The organism is Cobetia sp. Ld8 (assembly GCF_045066615.1).
Classification (GTDB): domain Bacteria; phylum Pseudomonadota; class Gammaproteobacteria; order Pseudomonadales; family Halomonadaceae; genus Cobetia; species Cobetia amphilecti.
The window spans coordinates 1359232-1382840 of record NZ_JBISHF010000007.1 but is presented as its reverse complement, the minus strand read 5'-3'; the positions used below and the strand labels follow the sequence as shown (position 1 = coordinate 1382840).

Annotated in this window: 20 protein-coding genes; 16 read left to right on the top strand and 4 right to left on the bottom strand. The window is 50.8% G+C overall.

Annotation, left to right across the window (positions count from 1 at the left end; all coding sequences use genetic code 11):
- Nucleotides 1–6: 6 nt before the first annotated feature.
- The 4 genes from kdpB to ACJJV2_RS10570 form a co-directional block, all read right to left on the bottom strand.
- The gene (gene kdpB / locus ACJJV2_RS10585) at nt 7–2046 is read right to left on the bottom strand and encodes a potassium-transporting ATPase subunit KdpB (protein WP_405280600.1); all 2040 of its coding nucleotides are present in this window, start codon (nt 2044–2046) and stop codon (nt 7–9) included.
- A gap of 13 nt (nt 2047–2059) precedes the next feature.
- On the bottom strand, nt 2060–3778 hold the full coding sequence (kdpA, locus tag ACJJV2_RS10580; RefSeq protein WP_405280597.1) for a potassium-transporting ATPase subunit KdpA: 1719 nt from the start codon (nt 3776–3778) through the stop codon (nt 2060–2062).
- A gap of 10 nt (nt 3779–3788) precedes the next feature.
- Nucleotides 3789–3869 carry a K(+)-transporting ATPase subunit F gene (kdpF, locus tag ACJJV2_RS10575; protein WP_064503340.1) on the bottom strand — a complete coding sequence of 27 codons (81 nt, stop codon included), beginning with the start codon at nt 3867–3869 and terminating at the stop codon, nt 3789–3791.
- A 456-nt stretch (nt 3870–4325) separates the two neighbouring features.
- Nucleotides 4326–5267, bottom strand: a complete 942-nt coding sequence (locus tag ACJJV2_RS10570) for a LysR family transcriptional regulator (RefSeq protein ID WP_043334076.1) — start codon at nt 5265–5267, stop codon at nt 4326–4328.
- A gap of 245 nt (nt 5268–5512) precedes the next feature.
- Here ACJJV2_RS10570 and rhmD point away from each other — a divergent pair, with 245 nt between their 5' ends.
- The 16 genes from rhmD (at nt 5513) to ACJJV2_RS10490 (ending at nt 23397) form a co-directional block, all read left to right on the top strand.
- Entirely contained in the window at nt 5513–6697 is a 1185-nt protein-coding gene (rhmD, locus tag ACJJV2_RS10565) for an L-rhamnonate dehydratase (protein WP_043334075.1), read from the top strand.
- A 34-nt stretch (nt 6698–6731) separates the two neighbouring features.
- On the top strand, nt 6732–7058 hold the full coding sequence (locus ACJJV2_RS10560; RefSeq protein WP_043334074.1) for an L-rhamnose mutarotase: 327 nt from the start codon (nt 6732–6734) through the stop codon (nt 7056–7058).
- Complete coding sequence (locus tag ACJJV2_RS10555) at nt 7058–7948, top strand: amidohydrolase (RefSeq protein ID WP_043334073.1); 891 nt, start codon at nt 7058–7060, stop codon at nt 7946–7948. The genes ACJJV2_RS10560 and ACJJV2_RS10555 overlap by 1 nt, the downstream gene beginning before the upstream one ends.
- 69 nt (nt 7949–8017) lie before the next feature.
- A complete protein-coding gene (locus ACJJV2_RS10550) occupies nt 8018–8788 on the top strand; it encodes an SDR family NAD(P)-dependent oxidoreductase (protein WP_043334072.1) in 771 nt (256 codons plus the stop codon).
- A gap of 35 nt (nt 8789–8823) precedes the next feature.
- Nucleotides 8824–9624, top strand: coding sequence for an HpcH/HpaI aldolase/citrate lyase family protein (locus tag ACJJV2_RS10545; RefSeq protein WP_043334071.1), 801 nt, complete (start codon nt 8824–8826; stop codon nt 9622–9624).
- A 41-nt stretch (nt 9625–9665) separates the two neighbouring features.
- Nucleotides 9666–11105 carry an aldehyde dehydrogenase gene (gene aldA, locus ACJJV2_RS10540; protein WP_043334070.1) on the top strand — a complete coding sequence of 480 codons (1440 nt, stop codon included), beginning with the start codon at nt 9666–9668 and terminating at the stop codon, nt 11103–11105.
- Between the two features lie 57 nt (nt 11106–11162).
- Complete coding sequence (locus tag ACJJV2_RS10535; RefSeq protein ID WP_405280589.1) at nt 11163–12692, top strand: purine-cytosine permease family protein; 1530 nt, start codon at nt 11163–11165, stop codon at nt 12690–12692.
- 692 nt (nt 12693–13384) lie between these two features.
- Nucleotides 13385–14299, top strand: coding sequence for a 5-dehydro-4-deoxyglucarate dehydratase (gene kdgD / locus ACJJV2_RS10530; RefSeq protein WP_043334069.1), 915 nt, complete (start codon nt 13385–13387; stop codon nt 14297–14299).
- A 47-nt stretch (nt 14300–14346) separates the two neighbouring features.
- Nucleotides 14347–15924, top strand: coding sequence for an aldehyde dehydrogenase (NADP(+)) (locus ACJJV2_RS10525; RefSeq protein ID WP_043334067.1), 1578 nt, complete (start codon nt 14347–14349; stop codon nt 15922–15924).
- A gap of 556 nt (nt 15925–16480) precedes the next feature.
- Nucleotides 16481–17488 (top strand): TRAP transporter substrate-binding protein, encoded by a 1008-nt coding sequence (locus tag ACJJV2_RS10520; protein WP_043334065.1) that lies wholly within the window; start codon nt 16481–16483, stop codon nt 17486–17488.
- A 59-nt stretch (nt 17489–17547) separates the two neighbouring features.
- Nucleotides 17548–18108: a TRAP transporter small permease gene (locus tag ACJJV2_RS10515; RefSeq protein WP_043334063.1), complete on the top strand. Its 561-nt coding sequence runs from the start codon at nt 17548–17550 to the stop codon at nt 18106–18108.
- A 2-nt stretch (nt 18109–18110) separates the two neighbouring features.
- A complete protein-coding gene (locus ACJJV2_RS10510; RefSeq protein ID WP_043334062.1) occupies nt 18111–19391 on the top strand; it encodes a TRAP transporter large permease in 1281 nt (426 codons plus the stop codon).
- Between the two features lie 43 nt (nt 19392–19434).
- Nucleotides 19435–20571 (top strand): mandelate racemase/muconate lactonizing enzyme family protein, encoded by a 1137-nt coding sequence (locus ACJJV2_RS10505; RefSeq protein ID WP_043334061.1) that lies wholly within the window; start codon nt 19435–19437, stop codon nt 20569–20571.
- Nucleotides 20572–21441 (top strand): amidohydrolase family protein, encoded by an 870-nt coding sequence (locus tag ACJJV2_RS10500; protein WP_240548740.1) that lies wholly within the window; start codon nt 20572–20574, stop codon nt 21439–21441.
- 92 nt (nt 21442–21533) lie between these two features.
- Nucleotides 21534–22331 carry an NAD(P)-dependent oxidoreductase gene (locus ACJJV2_RS10495; protein ID WP_084589477.1) on the top strand — a complete coding sequence of 266 codons (798 nt, stop codon included), beginning with the start codon at nt 21534–21536 and terminating at the stop codon, nt 22329–22331.
- Nucleotides 22332–22374: 43 nt separating this feature from the next.
- Nucleotides 22375–23397: an Ldh family oxidoreductase gene (locus ACJJV2_RS10490; protein WP_405280581.1), complete on the top strand. Its 1023-nt coding sequence runs from the start codon at nt 22375–22377 to the stop codon at nt 23395–23397.
- The last annotated feature ends 212 nt before the right edge of the window (nt 23398–23609 follow it).

The window sequence follows — 23609 nt, the reverse complement described above, 5'->3', positions numbered from 1 at the left end:
GAACTCCTAGTAAAAGCTAGCCATTAGCATGTCGAGCAGCTTGATTGCAGGGAAGGGCAGCAAGATACCACCGAGTCCATAGATCAGCAGGTTTCGACGAAGCAGTTCTGTCGCTGAAGAGACGTTAAAGCGTACGCCTCGCAACGCAAACGGCACCAGTGCCGGGATGACGAGAGCATTGAAGATCACAGCGGATAACACAGCAGTCTGCGGTGAATGCAGCTCGAGGACGTTCAGAGCTTGTAGGGCCGGGATATTGGCGGCAAAGAGTGCTGGCAATATGACGAAATACTTGGCGATATCATTGGCGAGCGAAAAAGTAGTCAGCGCCCCTCGGGTAATGAGTAGCTGCTTGCCGATCTCTACCGCACTCAGGAGTTTGCCTGGATCAGAATCGAGATCCACCATATTGCCGGCTTCACGGGCTGCTTGGGTACCTGAATTCATGGCTAGGCCAAGATCGGCCTGGGCCAGTGCCGGAGCGTCGTTCGTGCCATCCCCCATCATTGCCACCAAGCGTCCCGAAGCCTGCTCCTTTCGAATGATCTCCAGTTTGCGCTCTGGGGTGGCTTCCGCTACGTAATCGTCTACCCCAGCTTCTGCTGCGATCGCTGCTGCCGTGATTGGGTTATCGCCGGTGATCATCACCGTCTTGACTCCTATCTCGTGAAGCTGGGCAAAGCGTTCCGCGATACCGTCCTTAATAACATCGGATAAGGCGATGATCCCTAACAGTTGGTCGTTTTCGGCTACTGCTAGTGGCGTAGCCCCATCGCGAGAAATACGCTCTATAAGACGCTGATACGAGGCAGGTACATGGCCGCCCTGTTCTTGTACGAACGTCGCGATGGCATTCGTAGCGCCTTTTCGTAGCTGTCTACCATCGGGAGAATCGATGCCGGAAAGGCGTGTCGAGGCCGAGAAGGGTATGAATGTGGCTCGATTATCTAGAGAGAGTGCGGCACCCTTATCACGAGCCAGATTGACAATGGACTTCCCTTCCGGTGTGGGGTCATCCAGCGAGCACAGGAACGCGATATCACGTAACCGATCGTTGGGAACATTATCACAAGGAGTGAATTCAGTAGCTTGGCGGTCACCTAGCGTAATAGTGCCGGTCTTGTCGAGCAGCAGAGTATCGATGCTACCAGCAATTTCGACGGCCTTGCCCGATTTGGCAATGAGGTTGGCGCGCATTGCCCGCTCCATCCCGGCAATACCGATGGCCGGTAACAATCCGCCAATGGTGGTTGGTATTAGACATACCAGCAGTGCCACCAACATGACTGGCGATGGTGTGATACCGACAAATTCTGCCATGGGCACCAAGGTGACAATGACAATCAGAAAAATCAGTGTGAGGGTAGTAATCAATACTGATAAAGCTAATTCACTTGGCGTTTTCTGACGGTTGGCACCTTCCACAAGGGCGATCATACGATCCAGGAGTGACTCGCCTGGATTGACACTGACCTCTATCACCAGCTCGTCAGAGAGCAACTTAGTACCGGCACTAACTCCGCTGTTATCGGTACCGGATTCTCGTAATACCGGTGCAGACTCACCGGTGACGGCAGATTCATTGATGGAGCCTGCGCCCTCAATGATTTCGCCATCGGCTGGAATTAACTCGCCGGCAATGACCCTAACGTAATTACCACGGCGCAGCGTATCGGCGGCCACCATGGTTTCACTACCATCCTTTTCCTGCTTACGTGCCTTGAGTTGACCTCGTGTTGCCCGCAGGCTGCCAGCGTGCGCTTTTCCTCGTGATTCTGCTAAGGCTTCCGCTCCATTAGCGAACAATAGGGTCGCGAGCAGTACTAGTGTGACGGCCAACGAAAAAACGAGATTCTTGCCTTGAGTAGCAGCCAGCACTGTATATAGGCCGCAGACCAGGGTACCTACACCGACTACGGCCATTACTGGGTTTCGGGACATGGCTCGTGGCGCTAGCCTGAGGAACATCTCTTTGACCAGATTGCTCCAATCAGGTCGCCAATCTTCGCGGTGTGAAGAACGAGGCGTTTGTGATGCAGTAGACATACGAACCTTCTCCTCAGAAGCCGAGAGTAAGTTGTTCGGCCACAGGGCCAAGCATGAGTACAGGCAGGAAGCCCAGAAGATTGACGATGACAATCACACCCGCTGTGAGACCGACGAAGGCGCCGCTTTCCATATCCAAGCTGCCGCGTCCAGAGGGGGCAGTACGTTTAGCTGAAAGCCAGGCTGCGATCGCTAATGGAGCAAAGAGGGGGAGAAAGCGTCCTATCAGAAGCGCGACTACGCCAGTGAGATTCCACCAGAGAGAGTCGTCAGCCAAACCCTCAAATCCAGAACCATTGTTAGCGAACGATGAGGTATATTCGTAAAGGATTTGAGTCAGGCCGTGAAATCCCGGGTTAGAGCTGATAGCTAAATCAGGGAAAGATACCGTCAGCGCCGTTAAACTGAGAATCACCAGTGGCTGAGCGAGGATTGCCAGCGAGATCCAGCGTATCTCACGAGCTTCCAGGGGCTTACCTAATATTTCCGGCGCTCGCCCGATCATCAGCGAACCGATGAAAGCCGCCAACATGAGGTAGAGGAAATAGCCAATCAGACCGACTCCGATGCCGCCAAAGGTTACATTAACGAACATGTCCATTAATGTTATTGCGCCACCCAATGGATTGAAGCTGTCATGCATGGCATTGACTGAGCCATTGGAAGTTTGTGTCGTCCAACTAGCCCACAGCGCCGACATGTCATGGCCGAAGCGTACCTCCTTTCCCTCCATGTTGGAGGCGCCGGGAGTAGATAGCCCTATAAAAGCGGCGTTGGGTGATCGTTCCGAGAGGATTGTTGATGTTGTCGAGACAATAGAAAAAGTAAGCATAATAAAGGCAATGCCGAGCATCAGCTTATGTCGCCCCGTCAGGATGCTAATAGCCACAAGCAGAGCCATCGGGATCAGCAATATTGAAACCGTCTCAATCATGTTGGAAAGTGGGGTGGGGTTTTCCAGCGGTACGGCTGAGTTCGCGCCATACCAGCCACCCCCGTTAGTGCCGAGCTGCTTGATAGCGACCATCGAGGCGACTGGGCCGAGTGGAATGACTTGAGTGGTGGTGACCTGGCTGTCCAGTGGCTCTAGCGTTTGTGCACCTTGATAGGTACTAGGCACGCCTTGCCACGACAGTAACAGTGCGACCACGATGGCGACTGGTAGCATGACACGCAATAATGTACGCATGAGATCGCGATAATAATTGCCCAAGCTGACCACTGTGCTATTCCCATCTGAGGCTGCGATAGTCGATGGCTTCTTGAAGAGAATGCGCGCTATCGCCAACAGCACTGCGAGAGCCGTTGCCGGTGTAATGAACTGCAGAGTCACGACGGCGAGAGTCTGGCTAAGGTATGATAGGTGAGCCTGGCCCGAGTAATGCTGCTGATTTGTATTGGTGGCAAAAGAGACGGCTGTGTGAAGCGCTGTATCCCATGGCATGCCGGGTATCCCGTCTGGATTTAGCGGTAGCATGTCTTGTGACATGAATACGACCCAAGCCAGTAGAATCAGTATGACGTGTAGTTTTGTTACGGCCCAAGCATAGCCATGCCAAGTCATTTCGCATCGGACATCTACTCCTGACAAGCGATACAGTATCGCCTCGATGGGGCCGAAGAAGTTGTCAAAGGGGGCCTTGGACTCAGTATCCAAGGAACGGGCCATGTAATGACCCAGAGGAAGCGCTAGCCCAATGACCAGCACATAGCAGAGTATTACCTCGTTCATGGTGCCTCCCCTAGAACCGTTCCGGCCAGAGTAAAGCAGCGAGGAGATAACCCCCTAGCGCCATGGATATTACGAGTAACAGTATTTGCATTGCCTTGTCTCCTTGATGGATAAGGCAAGCTTAGAAAGGTGAGGCGTAAAAAATCTACGGTGTTCTAGAAGTATTGGCGTAAAAAAAACGTAAAAACTGACGATGTGCTGCGCTATCTAGAATAAGCTGTCCAAAGCATGTCCTTCCGTGCTTGGTTTAGTCTTACTTGTATCTCTCATTGAAGAGTAACTTGCAGCATTTGAAGCAGAATTATTTTTGCTCTCAAACGAAGTTAAGGGCGATGTATATGAATATAGCAAGCTATATGCTCTATTATCGCCATTGATTTTTCTCAAAATATTTCACTTCTTTTCGTATTTTAATCAATGGTCAGTAGTCGAGTTGTTTTGCTTGTGTATCTATTATTTTGTAAGATAATTGTTGGTCAGAGTGTAATTAAGATATTATTAGAAATTGTAAGTGTATCTGCTTCTAATGTGAAGGCCGCATTTGTTATCAGGCTGATGGCCAATCGACAGCCGTTTGGCGCAATATTTCACAAAACTCGTTGACTGGTTCTTCATATATAGTGTTTTTTCGCGTTAGTAGACCAAAAGGGGCTAGAGTGCGACCCAGTGATAGCGATAGACGAGTAATCAGATTTGCATCTAAATGATCACGTAATACGGTCTCTGCCATCACCATCAAGCAATCACTTTGCTGTACTAGTTGTAAAGCGGCAAAGATCGAACCACATTCGATGATATCGCGGGGTGACACTAGGCCAGCCGCTTCGAATTCTTTCTCCAGTGCCTGTCGTGCTGGCGTAGAAGTCGGCTGCAATATCCAAGGCCATTCCTCAATCAGACTCGCCAACGGTGGAAGCTGTTGTCGACATAAAGGGTGATCTTTACGCACCACAGTAACAAGCGTCTCGTTGCCCAGTGGTTCAAAGTCGAACTGGTTATGCTGAATAGAGGTGACATAACGGGCTATGGCAATGTCGACCTTGCCTTGCTCGAGTAATTCAACGAGCTGGTCGCTGGTCTCGCCCATTAGGCGGAACTGAAGCATGGGGCGGTCGCGCTTCATCGTAATCACGGCCTTTGCGACGAGATCCGGTGCAGCTCCCATGATGGTCCCTACAGTGAGTTGTCCACGACCACCGAGCTGATAACGATTAATTTCCTCGGCACAGCGATCTAGGCGTGTGAGCGCATTGTTGGCAAAGTCGATGAGCATTTCACCTATAGTGGTAGGCGTCATCCCGCGAGCCCCCCGTTCGAATAGCCGACAGCCAAATACTTTCTCAATCTCGCCGAGCATTCTGGTAGCAGCCGGCTGTGACATGTGCATAGCGGTCGAGGTTTGATGCAAATTACGCAATCGTCCCAGTGTTGCTACCAATAAAAGATGTTTGTAGCGCAGTCTTGCCAGTAGTGCCTGATAGCCTTCCATTGTGCTCCTTATCGATACCTATCCGTTATGACGTCGGATCAAGGTTTTTAGACTGCGACATTGGTCGTGCAACCAAAGGCCAGCCGCGGTTAAGCTGCCACCGACAACCAGCCTAGCATGCGGGGTTCATCGTTCCGATACCGAAAAGGTATCAGGAGAAGCGTGAATCTCATTGGTCTCACTCAAGACTCTTGGGTAGAACTTCTCTCAGTATCTCTTTGCATTCAGCCCTAGAGGAGAAGTTCATGAGTGAGGTTGTTATCAAGCAAGTCCGCGCCTTTACTGTCCGAGGCGGTGGGGCGGATTATCACGATCAGACTGAAGGGCACTGGATCGATTCCCAGATTGCTACGCCAATGAGCAAGTATCCTGAGTACCGTATGAATCGTCGTAGCTTCGGGCTCAATGTGCTCGGCACCCTGGTCGTCGAACTGGAAGCCAGCGATGGGACCGTCGGTTTCGGGGTGACGACTGGTGGCGAGATCGGTGCATGGATCGTTGAGAAGCACTTGGCTCGTTTTATTGAAGGCCAGCGAGTCACTGATATTGAGAAGATCTGGGATCAGATGTTCAACGCCACGCTGTTTTATGGCCGCAAAGGTGTCGTGATCAACACCATTTCCTGTGTTGACCTAGCGCTATGGGATCTACTGGGGAAAGTGCGTGGCGAGCCAGTGCATCAACTATTGGGTGGCCCGGTGCGTGACGAGCTGACTTTTTACGCCACTGGTGCACGGCCTGATCTTGCTAAGGACATGGGGTTCATTGGCGGGAAGATGCCGTTGATTCATGGTCCTGCTGAGGGGGAAGAAGGACTGCGACGTAATCTCGAGCACTTGGCTGAGATGCGTAGTGCTGTGGGCGAAGATTTCTGGCTGATGTATGACTGCTGGATGAGCCTTGATCTCAACTACGCGACTCGTCTGGCTCAAGGTGCACGGGAATATGGTCTGAAATGGATCGAGGAGGCGCTTCCGCCTGACGACTATTGGGGATATGCCCAGCTCAAGCGAGATGTGCCTAAGGGCATGTTGGTCAATACCGGCGAACATGAAGCCACGCGCTGGGGATTCCGGATGCTTATGGAGATGGATTGCTGTGATGTGATCCAACCTGACGTCGGGTGGTGTGGTGGCATCACTGAGTTGATCAAGATCTCAGCGCTGGCGGATGCCCACAACAAGCTGGTGGTTCCCCATGGCTCCTCGGTTTACAGCTATCACTTCGTGATCACTCGTCACAATAGTCCCTTCGCTGAGTTTTTGATGATGGCGCCCAAGGCAGATGAAGTAGTGCCGATGTTCAATCCACTGCTGCTCGACGAGCCGGTCCCGGAAAACGGCCGCATGTCAGTCTCAAAGTTGGATAAGCCTGGTTTTGGGGTTCGTTTGAATCCCGAGTGCGAGCTCGCGCGTCCCTACACTCACTGAGTTAGCTGATCACGAGAGTTAAAGGAGGCTAAAGATGCCGATCCACGCGTTTCGCATGAACCTACATAAGGGACAGGAAGCCGAGTATTGGCGCCGGCATCAAACATTGTGGCCTGAGCTCGCGGCGGCGTTAGAGGAGGCGGGTATTGAAGACTATCGTATCTTCTTGGATCACGAGACCTGTCACTTATTTGCCATCATGTTTTCAAGAGAAGATCACCATGTCGATGCGCTATCCGACCTTCCGGTAATGCGTCGCTGGTGGGAGTACATGGCCGATATCATGGAAACATACGAGGACCATGCCCCTGTCAGCGTGCCACTCGACCAGGTATTTGCGTTCCATCCCGGAGAGCTCTGATGCAAGTGATCGACCCTCATGTGCATTTCTGGAATCTTGGCCAGGGCAATCAGCCCTGGCTTGATCATCCATCGCCTAACTTGCTTGGTGACTACACACCGATGGCACGGGACTACGGCCCGGAAGATCTTTTGGTTGACGCAGGCGACATCGAACTTCTCGGTGCGGTTCACATTGAGGCCGATGCCGTCGATCCACTGGCCGAAACCCACTGGTTGGCTGGGCGCATTGAGGAAGGACGAGCGCCGAGGCTGCCATCTGCCCTGGTAGTAGGTGCTGATCTGTCGCGGCAGGATGCCGATGAGCAACTCGCGGCGCAGTGTCAGGCCTCCGAGAAGGTACGAGGCGTGCGTCAGATCCTCAATGTCCATGCCGATCCGCTGTATGACTATGTCGGTCGTCATTACATGGGTGAGCCGACCTGGTGCGCCAATTTTGCTCTATTGGCGCGCTACGAGCTTTCCTTTGACCTACAAATCTATCCCTCGCAGATGTCACAGGCGGCACGTCTTGCCGAGGATCATCCTGAAGTCCCGATAATATTGAATCATGCTGGTATGTACGTAGACCGTCATCACATGACCGGTTGGCGAGAATGGCGTGATGGGCTTCGTCGCCTGGCCGCGTGTGACAATGTCAGCCTCAAGCTCAGCGGGTTCGGCATGCTGGATCATCACTGGACAGTTGGTAGCCTCCGCCCCCTGATCCTTGAGGCTATTGATGCCTTTGGTGTGGACAGAAGCATGTTTGCTTCCAACTTTCCGGTAGACAGCCTGTATGCCTCTTACCCAACGATCTGGAAAGCCTACGCCGAGATTGTGGCCGATGCTTCGTCAAGTGAGGTGCAAGCACTATTTGTAGAGAATGCCCGGCGTATTTATCGCCTTTAAGCCAACCTTATCCTGCCTGTAAGTTTCGTTGCCAAAGGCAGGGAGCCATTGTCAGATTCAGGAGCCGTTATGCTGCTCAATGAGAAATCCGTCATCATCACCGGGGCTTCCCGAGGTATCGGGCGTGCCGCGGCTCTGGAGTGTGCTCGCCAGGGGGCCAACGTAGTCATTGGCTACAGCGGTAGTGAATCCAGTCGCCCCGGTGTCGAGGCTTTGATCGCCGAGATCGAGGCATTAGGACGTCGTGCCTGTGCTATAGGAGCCCCAGCAGGTGACCCCGAGACAGGCGAGTTATTGGTCGATGCCGCAGTAAAGCACTTCGGCGGCGTTGATATCTTTGTCAACAACGCTGGTATTTGTCCTTTCCATGCCTTTCTCGATATGCCCAAAGAGCTCTATCAAGAAACGGTCGATACGAACTTGAATGGAGCCTTTTTCGCCGTTCAGGCGGCTGCCAATCAGATGAAGATTCAAGGGCGGGGCGGTTCGATCATCGCTGTGAGTTCCATCAGTGCACTGGTCGGTGGCGGCATGCAGACCCACTACACGCCGACCAAGGCTGGGCTCGTCTCGCTGATGCAATCCTGTGCCGTCGCCTTGGGGGGCTATGGCATCCGTTGCAATGCTGTATTGCCAGGCACTATTGAGACTGACATTAACAAGGATGACCTGGCTGACGAAGAGAAGCGCCAGTACATGGTGAGTCGTACTCCCCTGGGGCGATTGGGCCGCCCAGACGACTTGGCGGGCCCAATCGTCTTTCTGGCATCCGATATGGCGCAGTATATCACCGGCGCTTCGCTTCTTGTCGACGGTGGCATGTTCGTCAATCTGCAGTAACTCACGCACGCGAGACCATGGATCGAGGATGCCTGATGCACTTACCAACGAACACCTTCAAAGCTGCCCTGAGTCAACAGGAACCACAGTACGGCATATGGGCCGGATTCGGTACCGGGTACGCTGCAGAAATCTGTGCCACGACTGGTTATGACTGGATGCTCATCGACGGCGAACATGCACCTAATAACGTGAGGTCGCTTCTTGAGCAGCTTCAGGCGGTAACCCCTTATGACACCGCGCCAGTGGTTCGGGCTGTCAATCAAGATCCTGCACTGATTAAGCAATTACTGGACATCGGGGCTCAGACCCTAATGGTTCCTATGGTGGAGACTGCAGAGCAAGCCCGGGAGCTAGTGCGCGCCATGCGTTATCCGCCGCATGGCATTCGTGGTGTCGGCGGTGGCCTGGTTCGTGCCACACGTTGGGACGGTATCGCTGACTATCTGGCGATCGCTCATGAGGAGCTATGTCTGATCGTCCAAGTGGAGTCTCAACAAGGGGTTGAGAATGCTGAGGCAATCGCAGCGGTAGAAGGTGTTGATGCTGTCTTTATCGGACCAGCGGATCTGTCGGTGAGCCTGGAACATCCTGGAAACCCTGGGCATGCCGATGTTCAGGAAGCTATTGAAAAGGTCATTCATAGCGTACGCGATGCCGGAAAACCGGTCGGTATATTGGCACCTGTAGAAGACGACGCTCACCGTTATCTCTCTCTAGGCTGCCATTTTATTGCCGTCAGTATCGATATCAGCCTGATGCGACAGGCCGCCATCGCGAACCTGAGTCGCTATCGGAAACAAGATAAGTCCTGTGTGCCCTCAAGTACCTACTAAACCAGAAAGTCAGATCGAAAAACAATAATGGAGACGCCATCATGTCTAGCCATCAGCCTATCTATCAGAACTATATCAATGGCACCTTCGAGACCACTAGTGATCATCTCGAGGTCTTCAACCCCGCCACCGGCGGGAAGATATCGCGGGTTCCAGAGTCAAGCGTAGAGGATGTTGATCGTGCTTTGGCGGCGGCACGTAGCGCCCAAAAAGGCTGGGCCGCAAAGCCCGCCGTCGAGCGAGCCGCCTACCTGCGCCAAATTGCTGCGTGCATCAGAGAGAATGTACCACGCCTAGCACGTATTATTTCCGAGGAGCAGGGCAAGGTTTCGGCACTTGCTGAGACGGAGGTCAATTTCACGGCTGACTACCTGGATTACATGGCAGAGTGGGCACGGCGTATTGAAGGAGAAATCATCGAGAGTGACCGCCCCAATGAAAATATCTTCCTATTTCGTAAACCGCTCGGGGTTGTGGCTGGCATCTTGCCATGGAATTTCCCGTTCTTCCTTATTGCGCGAAAGATGGCCCCAGCGCTGGTGACCGGCAATACAATCGTCATTAAGCCTAGTGAAGAGACACCCAATAACTGCTTCGAGTTCGCCAAGTTGCTCGACACGGTGGGGCTACCCGCAGGCGTGTTCAACGTGGTTAGCGGCAGCGGCGCCAGCACTGGCAATGCTCTGACCAAAAGCGCCGAGGTCGATATGATCAGTTTTACCGGTAGTGTGGCTACCGGGTCGAGAATCATGACCAGTGCAGCTGGCAACATCACAAAGCTTAACCTCGAGCTGGGGGGGAAGGCGCCCGCGATTGTCCTCGCTGATGCCGACATTGATTTGGCGGTCAAGGCGATTCATGGATCACGCATCATTAATAGTGGTCAGGTGTGCAATTGTGCAGAACGCGTCTACGTCGAGCGAGGTGTCGCGGACGAGTTCATTGATCGAATGGGGCGGATCATGCGAACGACGACCTATGGTGATCCGCTGGCTCAGCCTGATGTGGATATGGGGCCGCTAATCAATCAGGCCGGTCTCGACAAGGTCGATGCTATGGTCAAACGAGCTCTCGCTGACGGAGCAGACCTGGTAACAGGCGGGGCGCTCGGTGATTTGCCGCGTGGCCATCATTACCAGCCTACTGTCCTGGCCGGTTGCCACAATGACATGCAAATTATGCGTCAGGAAATCTTTGGTCCCGTACTCCCAATCCAGGTAGTCGAGGATATGGAGGAGGCCATCGCGCTTGCCAATGACTCCGACTATGGCCTGACATCGTCTATCTACACCCGAAACCTCTCTAGTGCCATGCAAGCTTGTCGCGAGATCGACTACGGGGAGACCTACGTCAATCGCGAGAACTTCGAGGCTATGCAAGGATTCCATGCAGGGGTTCGCAAGTCAGGTATGGGGGGCGCCGACGGAAAGCATGGACTCTATGAGTATACCCATAGCCATGTGGTCTACCTCGAGGCCTGAAAGCCTAAACGCTGAAATAGTGGCTTTCTGCTATTAAAATAATGAGAGGTGCGCGCCATGAGCGATAATATACAAGCTGCTGGGGGCGGCTCTGACGTTAGTAGCGAATACGAACGACAGGTCGTTCCTGACCAAGCAAGAATGGGGTTCAAGAGCTTTCTCGGCATGTACGCTGGGGAGCATACTGCTGGTACTGAGTTGATGATCGGGCCGCTGTTCGTATTGGCGGGGGTGGCCGCATTCGACGTCGTTGTTGGGTTGCTGATCGGCAATTCATTGGCGGTATTGAGTTGGTTGTTACTTACCGCGCCCATCGCGACTCGAGTACGCCTGACTCTTTACTACCACATCGAGAGAATAGCCGGGCGCTATACAGTCGTACTCTACAATCTGGCAAACGGATTGGCATTCTGCTTCTTGGCAGGCGCCATGATCACGGTATCCGCTACTGCCGTCGGGGTTTGGTTCGGATTCCCACTGCCAACACTTGCAGATCTGACGCCTAACAGTATTGGCTGGGTGTTGAGTGTGCTTGGTGTCGGAGGAGTGATCACCTTGGTGGCCGCCTACGGTTATCGTTTTGTTTCGTGGTTTGCCAATATTGCTGCGCCCTGGATGGTATTAATCTTCCTTGGCTTTGGGATTGTCTCGTTGAAGTGGTTCGTGGATGCAACGGGGGCAGAGATCGGATCGGCTACCGAACTCTGGACCTTGGCTGAAACGGCGATCTGGACAGGGGTACGAGTGCCAGGGCAACCAGATTTCACCCTATGGCACGTAATATTCTTCGCCTGGTTTGCCAACATGGCCATGCATGTAGGGATGTCAGATCTTTCAGTGCTGCGCTTTGCTCGCAAGAGCTGGTATAGCATCGCCTCGGCTGCAGGGATGTATGTAGGTCATTTCATGGCATGGATTGCCGCCTCAATGCTGTTCGCTTTCCAGATGTACGATGCGGGCTTGACCACGGACAGTGCCATGATCGCTGCTGCCGAGGCAGGACGAATCCCCAACCCACTTCCAGGACCACTGGCTGATCAAGCGTTGGGTGTTGCCGGGTTGATCTGTGTAATCATCGCTGGGTGGACTACTGCTAACCCAACCATTTATCGAGCCGGTTTGGCCTTCCAGGCGATCATCCCTAATGTTTCGCGCTTCAAAGTGACCCTGGGCACGGGACTGCTGACCACATTCGTAGCGATGTTTCCGGGAGTGGCGATGCAGCTACTTGGTTTCGTGGCGCTATATGGATTGTTGTTGATGCCCATCGGGGCGGTAATTGTCATCGATTACTGGGTGCTCCCCAAGCTGGGGCTCAAAAGCTTCTATGCCGAAGGGGTAAATCGCAAGTTCACGTATCCAGTCTTGGCGACTTGGCTGATCACGTTGGCGATTTGCCTGGGACTAGTGGAATACGCGGAAATCGAGATCTTCTTCGTTGCCTTGCCAGGCTGGTTCATCGCCGCATTACTCTTTATCGGATTGAGCTATCTGGCTCAGAGAGAAGATTCGACTCAATCTATTGGAAGAGACAGTAGCTCCAATAGTGCGCAGGTTGGGACAATGCATACTTCGGTGAAGGAGTGATCGCTATGCGAAAAGCATTACAAACAATTTCAATGTTAATGCTGGTCCTGACAGTATTGTTTCCTGTGCTGTATCTTATCGACGCTATCGATGCGTCATTAATGAAAACCAGTATTCTAGGAGTTACAATAGTCTGGTTCGTCGTCACTCCTTTTTGGATGGGACGTCAAACAAATAGCCAATGTTAATTAACTGGCTAGAATAACTAACGAAAGAGTGGGGGCTTTCCTTGTAAAAAAAGCCCCCGCCAATTAATGCATGATTTACCGTGTAAAGTAATAGTTCGAAGCTATAATAAATGCTAGAATCTATTTGTAATAAGAATAGGAATAAATCGGTGCAATTACCTTGTGTTTTTATGTATATTTTCTCGTGATAATCGAGTCGCAGTAGTCTTTTTATGTGTATACTTGTTGAGTGCCTTACATACAATAGTCAGGACTAAAAATATTATTGGTGTAAGTCAATAAATTTCTGTCTACGATGCCAACAGTACCAGTTGATTTGACTTCTCTGTTCTACCGTCAGCCCTCAAGCTATGTGGTAAAAATTATACTTTAGTCAAGGTGACGCACAAAAAGTTGGCTGCTCTCCAATTCCGTTTGTATGATGTATGACAACAACGAGGTGAAGGCTACCTGTACCACCGATTCCCCATCGGGCATTCGAAAACAAGACAAGAGGATGATTCAATGCATTTTCAACACACAGAGGTCAAGCAGGCGATCAGCGATGGATTGCTATCGTTCCCCGTAACCGATTTCGATGCTCAGGGACGTTTTGATGCCGAAAGCTATCGACAGCGTTTGGAATGGTTTATTAGTCACGAGATCTCCGCTGTATTCGTTGCAGGCGGTACAGGTGAGTTCTTCAGCCTCTCCATCGACGAGTTTCGAGAGATTGTACGTTTGGCTGTTCAGACGGTTGATGGGAAATTGCCTGTTATAGCTAGTGCCGGTCTCAGTGTAGAGATGGGGAGTGAGTTTGCACGTATCGCTGAGGAAGAGGGCGCAGATGGAATTCTGCTGATGCCTCCTTATCTGACAGAGTGCCCACAAGAGGGGCTCGTGGATTATGCTCAACAGATCTGCCAATCTACCTCGATCAGTGTAATTTATTACAACCGTGGTAATGGAGTGATGAACCCCAACTCAGTACAGCGCCTGGCTAATGTTTGCCCAAATCTTATCGGGCTCAAGGACGGCAAAGGCGATATGCAGGCCCTAAATCGAATCATTAAGACGGTAGGCAACCGTTTGGCATATGTGGGCGGTGTTCCTACGGCCGAAATCATCGCTGAAGCATATCTTGCCGTCGGCGTGAACACATATTCGAGTGCTGTATTCAACTTTGTGCCAGACATGGCCGTCAGATTTTATAAAGCATTGCGATCCGGTGATGCTGAAACCGTACATCATATTTCGCGAGATTTTTTCCTGCCTTTCGTCAACTTGCGAGACCGCAAGTCAGGCTATGCCGTCAGTTTGATTAAAGCTGGAACCGATATTATTGGACGTCCATCCGGTAGTGTACGTGCGCCATTAGAAATGCCCACTGAGAATGAAGTGCGAGTCTTGAAGGAACTGGTGGCGGTCGCTAATACCTGAGATTTGTACTAGATGAATTTTTGATTTTCCTTAACAGGAGAAAAATGATGAGGCTAGAGGGTAAACAATTGGTGGGTGCTGAAGCTATCGCAGCCACAGGTACAATGATTTACGCTGTAAATCCGCAGACCAATGAGCAACTCGAACCGGGCTATGCGGCGGGCGGCACAGTGGAGGTAGAGCAAGCCTGCTCATTGGCCTGGGAAGCCTTTGACGCCTATCGCGAAGCTGAGCTGGAGATACGGGCGCAGTTTCTCGAAGGGATCGCTGACGAGGTTGAGGCCATTGGGGATCTTCTGATAGAGCGCGCGATGGCTGAGACCGGCCTTCCAAGGCCTCGTCTCGAAGGCGAGCGCGGGCGCACCTGCTCTCAGCTGCGCTTATTCGCGAACGTTGTAAGGGCCGGTGAGTGGCTTGATGTACGTATCGATTCTGCACTTCCTGAGCGTCAGCCCATGCCGCGGGTCGATCTGCGGCAGCGGCACATAGCGCTGGGTCCAGTGGCAGTATTTGGGGCATCAAATTTCCCGCTAGCGTTCTCTGTCGCAGGTGGTGATACTGCCTCCGCCCTGGCAGCTGGCTGCCCGGTGGTGGTCAAAGCTCACTCTGCGCACCCAGGAACTTCAGAGCTCGTGGGTCGCGCGATTCAGCGAGCAGTAAAGAAATTCCAGCTCCCTCCGGGTGTGTTTTCCTTGCTCTATGGTTCTGGTCGTGAGGTAGGACAAGGACTAGTCACTGATGCTCGTATTAAAGCGGTAGGGTTTACGGGATCGCGCAGTGGCGGAACTGCACTGGTGGCAGCAGCTCAAGCGCGTCCAGAGCCGATTCCAGTTTATGCAGAAATGAGCTCGATCAATCCGGTATTTTTATTGCCGGCAGCTCTAGAGTCACGTGCCGCTGAGCTTGGAGAGGCCTTTGTCGATTCTTTGAACATGGGAGCAGGGCAGTTCTGCACAAACCCTGGTTTGATAATTGCCCAGAAGAGCGATGGGTTGAATCGCTTTTTGCAGGCTGCGGGCGCTTCTATCCAAGAGGCTGCATCGCACACGATGCTGACGCCGGGAATATACGAGGCCTATACACAAGGTGTTGCTAAACTTACGCTTAGTGGCAAGGTTCGGGTCGTGGCGCATGGGCCTGCCGGGCAAGGGGCTAATGCTTGTCAAGCTAATTTGTTCGCGACTTCTGCGAGCGATTTCTTGTCTGATGCAGTTTTGCAGGAAGAGGTTTTCGGCTCTACGTCTCTAGTCATTGAATGTAACGATCAAGATGAGATGGGGCGTGTAGCAGAGCAACTCGAGGGACAGCTGACAGCGACGTTGCAAATGGATAGTGCCGACATGGAACTCGCTCGTGGCTTGCTACCGATACTTGAGCGTCGTGCGGGGCGTGTTATGGCCAATGGCTGGCCAACGGGAGTCGAGGTTTGTCACGCCATGGTACATGGTGGCCCTTATCCGGCGACTTCTGATTCACGTACTACTTCGGTAGGTAGTGCTGCCATTCATCGTTTTCTGCGGCCAGTATGCTATCAGAATCTCCCCGGTGTCTTGCTGCCAGCAGCTTTGCGAGACGGCAATCCGTATGGCGTTAGCCGCCTTGTCGATGGTGAGCGCAAAAGCTAAAGGTCGCGATAATGCAGTGTGGCTGGGATGGAGAGGGGGCACGCGATGTTACCAAGGTCTTATGCGAGAGCGATTCAAATGTCTTCTCCCACCTCCGCCACACAGCACCGTCTACCTATTCAAAGTCAAACCTTGGACTCCATAGGGAAATTAGAGATTCAGCGCCTTTGATGAGTGTCCTCGATAAGCCAATAATCCTGTCAGGCGACTCGGTTTATGGTATGTGCGGTAATGTACCAAGTTTATTGAGTCGCCTGTTGGGCGTGAGGTGTATTGCTTTGAGCTGAAAGTGCAGTCACATCGAATCATGACGTTGCACTTTGGTCGCGAAGTGAGAGAGGCGACTTGTAAAGACCACGCAGCTTGATTAGGTTTTCATTAGTATGATGTATGACGTTTGGTGGCCAGCTTTCGTTACCTCCGATCGCTCATGGTTTTGTGAGGTATCGCTGTCTGGCACTCGCGCCTTTGCTGTCTGGTATGACAATGAGGCTCTACAACTAGCGTCAATTGAATAATTACAATATTTCCAGAGTACTTCTGGAAGGAGATCGCCATGCTGACCCAGAAAATTTTGTTGCCCCGTCATTCTCTCAAGATCGCTGCAGCTGCCGGTTTGATGACCGCTACGGCTTTCCCGGTTCAAGCAGAGCAATGGAGAGGCTGGAACATACAGCCGCCTGGTTATCCTAATACGGTTGCTCTTGAGACTTTCGCGAGCGAGGTCAGCGAAAGGACAGAAGGACGTATTGAACCTAAGGTGTATAACAATGGTGTGCTCGGGGCACAGCCAGATGCGATTGAGCAAACACGTAATGGTGCCTTGGACTTTGGGAACTTTAATATGGGGCCGATGGGTCCGATGGTGCCAGCCGCTAATGTGCTGTCTCTACCCTTCATTTTTAATAGTGAAGAGAGCATGTATAAATTAATGGATGGAGAAATTGGTCAACGCTTTGCAAGTGCAATGAAGGATCAAGGATTGATTGCTCTGGGATGGTTTGGAGCGGGCTCAAGAAGTCTCTATAACAGCGACCATCCGATTGAGACGCCTGAAGATTTAAAAGGTATGAAAGTCCGCGTGATGAATAATGATCTTTATGTGGATATGATCGAGGCTCTTGGCGGAAACGCAACTCCCATGGCTGCCAGTGAGGTCTATCAGTCATTGACTACCGGGGTGATCGATGGTGCGGAAAACAATATTCCAACTTATGAAGCTAGTGGGCACTATGAAGTGGCCAACTATTTTTCATTGACCAATCATCTAGTGATTCCCGAATGCTTATGTGTAGCGAAAAGCAGTTGGGATGAACTATCGGAGCAAGATCGTAATTCTGTGAAAGCAGCTGCAGAACTAGCCGTCACTGAACAGCGTAAATTGTGGGAAGAGCGCACGACGGCAGGTCGCAAAAAAGTACTTGATGCTGGCGCTAAGATAAACGAAGTGTCAAATAAGGCAGCCTTCCAGGAGTTAATGAAGCCAGTATACGATGATTTCTTGGAAGATCACCCTGACCTTGCATCACTGGTTGAAGATATTCAAATGGCCCAAACCAAATAACTATATTTGATTTCAATGCCCGCTTTCTGAGCTTCGGAAAGCGGGTAGGGAGGCGGGGCATGAAAATATCCAGTAAAGTATTAGACGAAGGCGCTGATAGGGTAGATCACCAGAAATGCATGCCACAAGCATGGATTGATCGAACTCTTGATAACATTGCGCATAGCTGTGTCGTAGTCGCAGGTGTCTTGCTTGTTCTACTAATCATTAGCTTTGGCTGGTTGGTCTTCGGCCGCTATGTACTTAATGACACCCCGACTTGGGTTGAGCAATTTGCACTTCTGAGTGTAGCTTACATTACATGTTTGGGAGCTGCAGCAGGGGTTCGCAATAATAGCCATCTGTCGATCGATTTGCTTAGAGATAATATGCCAGAACCATTTAGGACCTTGATGCATCATGTGGCAGATCTCATTGTCACTATATTCGGGGCTATCATGGCATGGCAGGGGGGGATACTGCTATTAAGTAACAATTCGCGTCCAATTCCTATGCTGGGACTTATGGAAAGTTGGCGTTTTGCCCCTCTTGTGATCTGTGGTGTGCTGATGGTGCTTTTCTCTCTAGCCAGTATAGTCAAGCGTCATAATGCCCATTTACCCACCGATGAAGAGGTTTGACCATGGGATTAGCAATTGTGTTTGGGCTTTTCGTGCTAGGGCTGGCTGTGGGGGCACCAGTGGCCTTTGCTGTTGGTTTGGCGGCGGTAGGTGGTTTTCTATATGAAGGGCTGCCATTGTTTGTGGCTTTTCAACGTATTCTGTCTGGGATCTCGGTGTTTTCTTTATTGGCCATCCCATTTTTCATCTTCGCCGGTGAGTTAATGTTGCATGGTGGGATATCCCAGAGATTGGTGCGCCTGGCCTCTGCCGCTGTTGGTCGCGTACGAGGTGGCCTTGGGGTGGTCAATGTGACTTCATCAATGCTTTTTGGTGGTATTTCAGGTTCAGCGGTAGCTGATACGTCAGCTCTTGGTTCTATCTTAATCCCAGTAATGAAAGAGAAGGGATACGATGCAGACTATGCTGTGAATGTCACTGTTACATCCTCGGTTGCTGGTGTTGTGATTCCTCCAAGCCATAATATGATTCTCTATGCAGTAGCCGCAGGTGGTGGGCTCTCTATCACCAAGCTGTTTATGGCTGGAATTATGCCGGGGATATTGATGTGTGTACTGCTGGCTTTGGCTGCCTATGTTGTGGCTGTCAAACGTGGCTATCAAGGAGAACGTTTTCCTGGTTGGTCGTCGCTGGTCATTAGTTTCTTCTCTGCCCTACCTGGTCTGTTGACTGCCGTTATCATTGTTGGCGGTGTGCTATCTGGCATCTTAACCGTAACAGAATCTGGTGCTTTTGGAGCTATATATGCGATTATAGTGACTGGTGTAGCTTATCGCGAGTTACATTGGTCAGCATTTAAAGTGGCGGTTTATCAGTCCGTCCGTACTACAGCATTGGTAATGATTTTAGTAGGTTGTGCATCTGCTTTCTCTTATTTGCTGGCTCTCTATGATGTTCCAACATTGTTGATTGAAGCATTGGTAGGTATCTCAGATAATCCGCTCATCATTTTGCTGATGCTAAATCTGATACTACTGGCACTCGGCATGATTATGGACATGGCAGCACTGATCCTAATTTGCACACCAATCTTTCTTCCAATTGCTGCTCAATTTGGTATGGATCCAATCCAGTTTGGTATCATGATGATGATGAATCTCGGACTTGGTTTATGTACACCACCGGTTGGGGCCTGCTTATTTGTGGGGAGTGTGGTGGGAAAAATCAAGATTGAGCAGACTGTACGTACCATTTGGCCATTTTACCTAGCGTTATTCGCTGCTCTTATGTTGGTGACCTATGTACCGGCATTGTCAATGGCACTACCAAATTGGCTCGGATGACTATGTTTAATACCATACCGTCTATCAGTGGAGGTACGCGCTGATGAAGATAGCTAAGGTCGAAGCTCATATATTGGACTATCCACTTGAAGAAGCCTTCGAGAGTGCTTCCATGCACTTTACTCGTCGCCAGCATTGTCTAATAGAAATCACGTGTGAGGATGGTACTGTAGGATGGGGCGAGTGCCTGGGGCCGGCACAAGCTAATGCTGCGGTTGTCGCAATCTATGCTAAATCTTTAATAGGAATGGACCCACGAGAGCATGAAAAGTTATGGCTTGATCTTTATAACCGTCTACGTGATCAAGGCCAACGCGGGTTGACCATGACTGCCCTCAGTGGCATCGATATCGCATTGTGGGATATCAAAGGTAAATACTATAGCGCTAGTATCTCCGAGCTAATGGGAGGTCGATTCCGCGAACGCGTTCATGCATATGCGACAGGCTCATTTCGTCGCGAAGGAGTGGATCGCATCCGCAGCGTAGCTACTGAGGTCGCCGGCTACGCCGCGGAGGGTTTTTACGGAGTCAAGATCAAGATTGGTTTCAATGTTGATGAGGATATTCGCGTTATCGCTGCTGCACGTGAGGCTATCGGCCCCCAATGTCGATTGATGATCGACGCCAATCACGGATATGACTTATTGGAGGCTATCGAGGTTGGTAAGCGGGCGTCTGTATATGGCGTTGATTGGTTTGAAGAGCCCGTCCTTCCCGAGCAGATCTCTACTTACCGTGCAGTGCGTGAGGGTCAGCCATTGCCTGTAGCGAGCGGCGAAAATTGGCATGGGCGTTACGCAATGCTGGAACCTCTAGCTAGCCGAGCTGTTGATATCTGCCAGCCAGATATTTGCGGAGTAGGTGGCTTTACCGAAATGCGTCGTGTGGTTGACTTGGCGGCGTTGCATGGTGTCCGTGTAGTTCCTCATGTGTGGGGGACTGCTGTCTGTATTGCCGCGAGCCTTCAGGTAATGGCGGCCTTGCCTCCTAATCCGCCCAGGCGTGAACCCATAGAACCCATTCTGGAGTTTGATCGTACCGATAATCCATTCCGTCAGGCGATTGTTAGCCGGCCGTTAGAGCACACCAATGGTTGGGTCGAGATCCCCAATGGCCCTGGGCTTGGAATTGAAATTGATCGTAATGCTCTAACCCATTTCGCTTTAAGGGGTATTTAATTGAATCTCCCTAACAATACTCGTCCTTTGATCGGTTCAGAGCCAACCCTAAAAGCACCGCCAGGGGCTACCGACTGTCATATGCATGTCTACCTACCTGGGTATGAGTCCCAGCCAGGTGGTCCGTCGATTCCTGAGTTAGCTACGGTAGAGGATTACTATCAAATTCAAAAGTGGCTTTCGCTGGAGCGTGTCGTCGTGGTTCAACCTAATGCCTATCAATGTGATAACAGTGCTTTACTCGTCGCGCTTGGTGAACTTGGACTGACAAAGGCACGTGGCGTCGCCGTGGTTACTCCGGAAACTCCGCAAGCCGAGTTGGAGGCATGGCACTCAGAGGGTGTGAGAGGCGCACGTATTATGGATCTGCCAGGGGGAGCTCAGAGTTGTGCTGATATGGCATTAATCGAGCCTCGTATACGAGAGCTGGGTTGGCACATGATGGTGCAGTTCAATGGTCGTCACCTTAATGATCACTTAACTTCATTGAAATGCTTGAAGACTGATTTTATCATTGATCATCTCGGTAAGTTCATGGATCCGGTCCCGAGTGAAGATATTCGAGTAGATGAAATATTAAGATTGTTAGATCGCGGGAATGCATGGTTTAAAATTTGTGCACCTTATGAAACGAGTTTAGTAGGAGGCCCTGATTACTCAGATGTCGGCGCAGTTGCACGACGCGTGATTGAACACGCACCCGAGCGAGTAATTTGGGGCTCCAACTGGCCACACGTTGGTGTGCCACGTTCCCAGTATCCGAATGATGCCATGCAATTGGATGTTTTACTCCAATGGACCACTCAATCGGAGTGCGAAAAAATACTAGTCGATAATCCAGCAAGGCTTTATGGCTTTGACATTAACTAAGCACTTACATGACAAGTAGTATCTTCAATTCGCCTATATTACGGTCTCGTAATAATTGTGAGTTGGCTGATATTTTAACAAGGAGATTCATCATGCTTAATCGTCTTTTAGTAACCGGAGCTGCTGGTGGGCTTGGTCAGGCTTTGCGTCCTCATCTTTCCCGTTTAGCTCACTGTGTACGATTATCAGATATCTCGGATCTGGGTGAGGCTGATGATCATGAAGAGCTTGTGGCTTGTGATCTTTCCGATGCCAAAGCGGTAATGTCGCTGGTAGAGGGGTGTGATGGAATAATTCATTTGGGTGGTATCTCTGTAGAGAGACCATGGGAAAATATTCTTCAGTCTAATATCATTGGTGTATATAATCTATACGAGGCAGTTCGACATTTTAGACAAGCTCGTGTCGTGTTCGCTAGCTCTAACCACGTCATCGGCTTCCACCCACGTACTACACGTATCGATACCCAGTGTGTACACCGCCCCGATTCGCTTTATGGGGTGTCGAAGTGTTTTGGAGAGGATCTAGCTAGCCTTTATCACGATAAGTTCGGCATCGAAACTTTGAGTGTTCGTATTGGGTCTTGTTTCCCTGAGCCGGCCGATACTCGCATGATGGCTACTTGGATGAGCGTAGATGACTTTGTTGCCTTGCTCGAGCGTGCATTTGTAGCGCCCAAGCTTGCATACACCGTGATATATGGTGTTTCAAATAATCACGAATCTTGGTGGGATAATAGTAAATCCTCGTTCCTGGGCTGGGCGCCTAAAGATAATTCCGAGCCATGGCGTGCAAAGGTTGAGGCAGCTGCAGGAGACATTGACCCTAATGATTCGGCTGTAATATATCAAGGTGGCAAGTTTACCTCTTTAGGGCACCCGGATGATTGACAGCCTCTGAACTAATTGACTCGTTGGAAAAGGGGAGGGATCGATGACTACGTTCGTTACATTGACTCAGGAAGAAGCTAGTCAACTAAGTCATGAGATTTTAACGAGATACGGATATAGTCAGCCTCATGCAGCTGCTATTACTCGTAATATTGTCGCGGTTCAGCGAGATGAGGGGCACTCTCATGGATTATACCGACTCATCAGTTGCGTCGACACTCTTCGTCTCGGTGGTGTGAGTCCCGATGCAGTGCCTCGAATAGAGGATACTGCGCCAAGCGTAGTTAGAGCTGATGCCAATAATGGCTGTTCATTATTAGCTTTTGAGCAAGCACGTCCATTACTGATCGATAAAGCTAGGACGAATGGTATTGCTCTGCTAGCGATAAATAACTCCTTTCATTTTTCTGCTCTCTGGCCAGAGGTCGAGTCACTGGCTGAGGAGGGGTTAGTGGCGCTGGCTATGACCCCAAGCCATGCATTTGTGGCACCAGCTGGCGGGAGTCGGCCTCTGTTAGGCACCAATCCGTTAGCCTTCTCCTGGCCACGTCCCGGAAGAGATCCTTTTACGTTTGATTTTGCTACTAGCATGGTGGCACGAGGAGAGATCGAGCTACATCGTCGTGCAGGTAAGTCGATTCCCGACAACTGGGCGGTTGGTGAAGATGGTCTATCCACTACTGATCCCGAGGAGGCTCTCAAAGGAGCAATGCTGACATTTGGCGCTTACAAGGGGTCAGCGCTGTCGATGATGATTGAGTTGCTCGCCGGTCCTTTGATCGGCGATGTGTTGGGCCATGAGACTCGACCGGCTACTACAGAGAACTCAGGAAGACCATGGCACGGTGAATTACTTATAGCGATCGATCCTCATAAACTACTTGGTGATACGATGCACTATCATTTGGAACACGCTGAAACATTATTCGAGGAAGTGCTATCTCAAGGAGCACGTCTACCATCACAGCGCCGGTATGAGGCTCGTATGAGAAGCAAAGAAACCGGTATCAATATACCAGAAGCTTTATATAAGGAATTAACGATGTTGCGTGATACTTCCCTTTAAGCTTGTTGTTTTTTTGCATCATTATATAATAGCTTTCATTATTATTATTGCTTTGTAAGTTAGATAATCGTAGATCTGAATATGGTTATCTTATTTTTAAAGTGCATAAGATCGAAGCTAATTTTTTAGCGCGTCAGTATACTTGCTACAACTGAGGTCGCTAGTATAGCGTTGGCTAAAGTTTGTTATATGCTTAGCATTATTCAGGAATG

What these genes read in the sequence shown, in the direction of transcription:
- kdpB (WP_405280600.1), bottom strand. Translation starts at nt 2,046, where the DNA reads ATGTCTACTGCATCACAAACGCCTCGTTCTTCACACCGCGAAGATTGG.
- kdpA (WP_405280597.1), bottom strand. Translation starts at nt 3,778, where the DNA reads ATGAACGAGGTAATACTCTGCTATGTGCTGGTCATTGGGCTAGCGCTT.
- kdpF (WP_064503340.1), bottom strand. Translation starts at nt 3,869, where the DNA reads ATGCAAATACTGTTACTCGTAATATCCATGGCGCTAGGGGGTTATCTC.
- ACJJV2_RS10570 (WP_043334076.1), bottom strand. Translation starts at nt 5,267, where the DNA reads ATGGAAGGCTATCAGGCACTACTGGCAAGACTGCGCTACAAACATCTT.
- rhmD (WP_043334075.1), top strand. Translation starts at nt 5,513, where the DNA reads ATGAGTGAGGTTGTTATCAAGCAAGTCCGCGCCTTTACTGTCCGAGGC.
- ACJJV2_RS10560 (WP_043334074.1), top strand. Translation starts at nt 6,732, where the DNA reads ATGCCGATCCACGCGTTTCGCATGAACCTACATAAGGGACAGGAAGCC.
- ACJJV2_RS10555 (WP_043334073.1), top strand. Translation starts at nt 7,058, where the DNA reads ATGCAAGTGATCGACCCTCATGTGCATTTCTGGAATCTTGGCCAGGGC.
- ACJJV2_RS10550 (WP_043334072.1), top strand. Translation starts at nt 8,018, where the DNA reads ATGCTGCTCAATGAGAAATCCGTCATCATCACCGGGGCTTCCCGAGGT.
- ACJJV2_RS10545 (WP_043334071.1), top strand. Translation starts at nt 8,824, where the DNA reads ATGCACTTACCAACGAACACCTTCAAAGCTGCCCTGAGTCAACAGGAA.
- aldA (WP_043334070.1), top strand. Translation starts at nt 9,666, where the DNA reads ATGTCTAGCCATCAGCCTATCTATCAGAACTATATCAATGGCACCTTC.
- ACJJV2_RS10535 (WP_405280589.1), top strand. Translation starts at nt 11,163, where the DNA reads ATGAGCGATAATATACAAGCTGCTGGGGGCGGCTCTGACGTTAGTAGC.
- kdgD (WP_043334069.1), top strand. Translation starts at nt 13,385, where the DNA reads ATGCATTTTCAACACACAGAGGTCAAGCAGGCGATCAGCGATGGATTG.
- ACJJV2_RS10525 (WP_043334067.1), top strand. Translation starts at nt 14,347, where the DNA reads ATGAGGCTAGAGGGTAAACAATTGGTGGGTGCTGAAGCTATCGCAGCC.
- ACJJV2_RS10520 (WP_043334065.1), top strand. Translation starts at nt 16,481, where the DNA reads ATGCTGACCCAGAAAATTTTGTTGCCCCGTCATTCTCTCAAGATCGCT.
- ACJJV2_RS10515 (WP_043334063.1), top strand. Translation starts at nt 17,548, where the DNA reads ATGAAAATATCCAGTAAAGTATTAGACGAAGGCGCTGATAGGGTAGAT.
- ACJJV2_RS10510 (WP_043334062.1), top strand. Translation starts at nt 18,111, where the DNA reads ATGGGATTAGCAATTGTGTTTGGGCTTTTCGTGCTAGGGCTGGCTGTG.
- ACJJV2_RS10505 (WP_043334061.1), top strand. Translation starts at nt 19,435, where the DNA reads ATGAAGATAGCTAAGGTCGAAGCTCATATATTGGACTATCCACTTGAA.
- ACJJV2_RS10495 (WP_084589477.1), top strand. Translation starts at nt 21,534, where the DNA reads ATGCTTAATCGTCTTTTAGTAACCGGAGCTGCTGGTGGGCTTGGTCAG.
- ACJJV2_RS10490 (WP_405280581.1), top strand. Translation starts at nt 22,375, where the DNA reads ATGACTACGTTCGTTACATTGACTCAGGAAGAAGCTAGTCAACTAAGT.